The sequence below is a fragment of the Vulcanococcus sp. DEBay_Sum22DG08_74 genome (assembly GCF_017852955.1).
Classification (GTDB): Bacteria; Cyanobacteriota; Cyanobacteriia; order PCC-6307; family Cyanobiaceae; genus Vulcanococcus.
Genome location: NZ_JAFMKL010000142.1, coordinates 1 through 3,737, shown reverse-complemented (window position 1 = coordinate 3,737; position 3,737 = coordinate 1). Strand labels below are relative to the sequence as shown.

Sequence of the window (3,737 nt, the reverse complement as noted above, 5' to 3'; positions counted from 1 at the left end):
TGCTGCGCTCCCTCCAGGACCGCCTCGGTCTGGGGCTGATCTTTGTCACCCACGACCTGGCGGTGGCCAGTGGCTTCTGCCAGCGGGTCGTGGTGCTCGATGGCGGCAAGATCGTCGAAGAAGGCCCCGGTGATCAGCTGCTCAGCCAGCCCCAGGCCGCCATCACTCGGACTCTGGTGGAGGCGTGTCCACGCCTGCCCGCCGCCTCAGCAGCTTGAGCAACTTCTCCATCACCTCCGGCAGGGGGGCCTTAAACAGCATTCGGTCCTTACGGATCGGGTGATCCAGACCCAGCTGGAAGGCATGGAGCGCCTGACCGGGAAGGGTCAACGGCAACTTGCGGCAGCGGGAATAAACCGGATCCCCAACGATGGGATGCCCGATGTGGGCGCAGTGAACCCGGATCTGGTGGGTGCGGCCGGTGTCGAGCTTGAAGCGCATCAGGGCGTAATCACCCAGGCGCTCCAGCAGGGTCCAGTGGGTGCAGGCATGGCGCCCGGAGCCGTCATGGACCACCGCGTACTTCTTGCGATCGGCGGGATGGCGGCCGATGGCCCCAACGATCGTTCCGTTGTCCCCGGCCGGGGCTCCGTGAACCACCGCCAGGTATTCCCGGGACGCCACGCGCTTCTGGATCTGCACCTGCAGCTTGACCAAGGCCTCCTGGCTCTTGGCCACGACGATGCAGCCCGTCGTGTCCTTGTCCAGGCGATGAACGATCCCCGGACGCATCTCGCCGCCGATGCCCGGTAGATCGGGGCAGTGATGCAGCAGGCCATTGACCAGGGTCCCGTCCTTGTTCCCAGGGGCGGGATGGACCGTGAGCCCGGCCGGCTTGTTGAGCACGATCAGGTGCTCGTCCTCGTAGAGGACATCCAGGGGGATGTCCTGGGGGATCAGATAGGGAAGGGGCTCCGGCGGCGGCATCCACAACTCCACCGTGTCGTTCAGACGCAGGGGGGTCTTGGCGCGGCCCGTGACTCCGTTGACGCGGACATAGCCCGCGTCGATGAACTTCTGAATCCGGGCCCGGCTCTGCTCGGGGCGTTGGGCCACGAGCCAGCGGTCCAATCGCATCGGCAGAGGTTTGGGGTAGGTGAGCGTCAGCAGCTCCCCTTCACCTTCCCCAAAACCACTCACGGCAACTCCAAGGCAATCGGTCCGAGCATGCCCCGGCGGAAGTCATCGAGGAACCGCTGGGCCATTCGCACCGTGTCGCCACTGGTGTGCCGCTCAGCCGCTCCCGTTAACCAGCCATGGACATCCGGCTTGGGCGCGCCCTCCCCTGACAGCGTCTCGACCGGGATGCCATAGCGACGCTCCAGCAGGCCGGGCTTGACCCCGGAGGTCTCCGCTGCCTCCAAGGCCGCGAGCATGTGGACAAAGGCCATGGCGGCGGCCTCTCCGTCGTAGGCCGCCTGGCCGATGTCGTCGCACAGCGCCAGACGCAGGGCAGCGAGCTGGTCATCCAGGCGAGGGGGCAACACCCCTGGTGCATCCAGCAGGTCCAAGTCCTGGCCAAGCCGGACCCAGCGCAGGCTGCGGGTCACGCCAGCGCGGCGGGCACTGTCCACCACTTTTTGGCGCACCAAGCGATTGATCAGGGCGGACTTGCCGACGTTGGGGAACCCCAGCATCAACGCCCGCACGGGCCTTGGGCGCATGCCGCGATTCCGGCGCCGCTCATTGAGGGAATCCCCCGCTCGAATCGCTGCCTGCTGCAGCTGCTTGACCCCCGTGCCGGCCTTGGCATCACTCCACCAAGGGGTCTGGCCTTGGCCGCGGAACCAGGCGTCCCAAGCCTCCCGCGCCGCCACTGGAATCATGTCGCGGCGGTTCAAAACCAGCAGATGTTGCTTGCCTTGAATCCAACGCTGCAAACGGGGGTGGCCGGTGGCCGTCGGGATGCGGGCATCGCGCACCTCGATCACCAAGTCGACCTTGGCCAGGTTGTCGGTGAGCGCGCGCTCTGCTTTGGCGATGTGGCCCGGATACCACTGAATCGACGGGGCCGCGCTACTCAGCAGCTCACTCACGGCACCACCATCACGGGGCAAGGGGCCAACTGAATCACACGGGAGGCCGTGCTGGGGGCGTCCTCCGCTTCGAGGCTCAGCCCGCGGGTCCCCATCACGATCACATCGGCATTGATTTCATCGGCCACATCACAGATCACAAAAGCCGGCTTTCCTTCGCGCTCGAGCACCTCACAACTGACGCCCTGCTCTTGGAAGCGACCGCGGGCGTCCTCCAACAACGCAGCCACAGCAGCGGGATCGTCTTGACCGGGCTCAACCACGGAGAGCAGCACCAAACGGCTGTCGTGCTGCTGGGCCAACTTCAGGGCGAAGGCAGCGGTTTCAGCAGCCTGGCGGCTGCGGTCGATGGGGAAGAGAACGATCTCAAACATGGCCGGCTGGCCGGTGCACCCTCTGTCTAGCGCCGACAGCGCGGGGGGCCAGCAAAGCCATCGCAGAGCGCGATAACGGGGCAACCCTTGACTGGCCCGCTAAATTCGCCCGACCTCTACCCCCTTGTCTCACCCATGGCGAAGCGCTCCCTGGCCAGCCTTTCCGCTGACGAGCTGCGCGGCAAGCGCGTGCTGGTTCGGGTCGACTTCAACGTTCCCCTGAACGACGCCGGCGCCATCACCGATGACACCCGCATCCGCGCTGCCCTCCCCACCATCAATGACCTGGTGGGCAAGGGCGCCAAGGTGATCCTCTCGGCCCACTTCGGTCGTCCCAAGGGTCAGGTGAACGAGGGCATGCGCCTGACCCCCGTGGCCGCTCGCCTGAGCGAACTGCTGGGCAAGGGCGTGGTCAAGACCGACAGCTGCATCGGCCCTGACGCCGAGGCCAAGGTTGCTGCCATGGCCGATGGCGACGTCGTGCTGCTGGAGAACGTCCGCTTCTTCGCCGAAGAAGAGAAGAACGAAGGCGACTTCGCCAAGAAGCTGGCCAGCCTGGCTGACGTGTACGTCAACGACGCCTTCGGCGCCGCTCACCGTGCCCACGCCTCCACCGAGGGCGTGACCCAGTACCTGAGCCCCAGCGTCGCCGGCTACCTGATGGAGAAGGAGCTGCAGTACCTGCAGGGCGCCATCGATGAGCCCAAGCGTCCCCTGGCAGCGATCGTGGGCGGCTCCAAGGTGAGCTCCAAGATCGGCGTGCTCGAGGCCCTGCTCGACAAGTGCGACAAGATCCTTGTCGGCGGCGGCATGATCTTCACCTTCTACAAGGCCCGCGGCATGGCCGTCGGCAAGAGCCTGGTGGAAGAGGACAAGCTGGAGCTGGCCAAGGAGCTCGAGGCCAAGGCTGCTGCCAAGGGCGTTCAGTTCCTGCTGCCCACCGACGTGGTGCTGGCCGACAACTTCGCCCCCGACGCCAACAGCCAGGTGGCCAAGGTGGATGCCATCCCCGACGGCTGGATGGGCCTGGACATCGGTCCCGATTCCGTCAAGGTCTTCCAGGACGCCCTGGCTGACTGCAAGACCGTGATCTGGAACGGCCCCATGGGCGTGTTCGAGTTCGACGCCTTCGCCGCCGGCACCAACGCCATCGCCACCACCCTGGCTGACATCAGCGGCAAGGGCTGCTGCACGATCATCGGCGGCGGTGACTCCGTGGCTGCTGTGGAAAAGGCCGGCCTGGCCGACAAGATGTCCCACATCTCCACCGGCGGTGGCGCCAGCCTCGAGCTGCTGGAAGGCAAGGTCCTCCCCGGCGTGGCCGCCC

At 66.2% G+C, this 3,737-nt stretch carries 4 protein-coding genes and 1 pseudogene; 2 read left to right on the top strand and 3 right to left on the bottom strand.

Annotated elements, in window-relative coordinates:
- Positions 1-218 (top strand): annotated as a pseudogene (locus tag QZ184_RS10755) (ABC transporter ATP-binding protein); the annotation flags it as partial.
- Here the strand turns inward: QZ184_RS10755 and QZ184_RS10750 are convergent.
- The 3 genes from QZ184_RS10750 to QZ184_RS10740 are packed head-to-tail and all read right to left on the bottom strand — an operon-like array spanning position 163 to position 2,410.
- A complete protein-coding gene (locus QZ184_RS10750) occupies positions 163-1,140 on the bottom strand; it encodes an RluA family pseudouridine synthase (RefSeq protein ID WP_296419584.1) in 978 nt (325 codons plus the stop codon). The pseudogene QZ184_RS10755 and the gene QZ184_RS10750 overlap by 56 nt on opposite strands.
- Positions 1,137-2,036: a ribosome biogenesis GTPase YlqF gene (gene ylqF, locus QZ184_RS10745; RefSeq protein ID WP_247476822.1), complete on the bottom strand. Its 900-nt coding sequence runs from the start codon at positions 2,034-2,036 to the stop codon at positions 1,137-1,139. The genes QZ184_RS10750 and ylqF overlap by 4 nt, the downstream gene beginning before the upstream one ends.
- Entirely contained in the window at positions 2,033-2,410 is a 378-nt protein-coding gene (locus tag QZ184_RS10740) for a universal stress protein (protein ID WP_010313477.1), read from the bottom strand. The genes ylqF and QZ184_RS10740 overlap by 4 nt, the downstream gene beginning before the upstream one ends.
- A gap of 135 nt (positions 2,411-2,545) precedes the next feature.
- On the opposite strand from QZ184_RS10740, the gene QZ184_RS10735 reads away from it, so the two are divergent.
- On the top strand, positions 2,546-3,737 hold a 1,192-nt coding region (locus QZ184_RS10735), incomplete at its 3' end, for a phosphoglycerate kinase (RefSeq protein WP_296419581.1).

Excerpts from the sequence above, each read along its gene's own strand:
- QZ184_RS10740 (WP_010313477.1), bottom strand. The coding sequence starts at position 2,410 with ATGTTTGAGATCGTTCTCTTCCCCATCGACCGCAGCCGCCAGGCTGCT.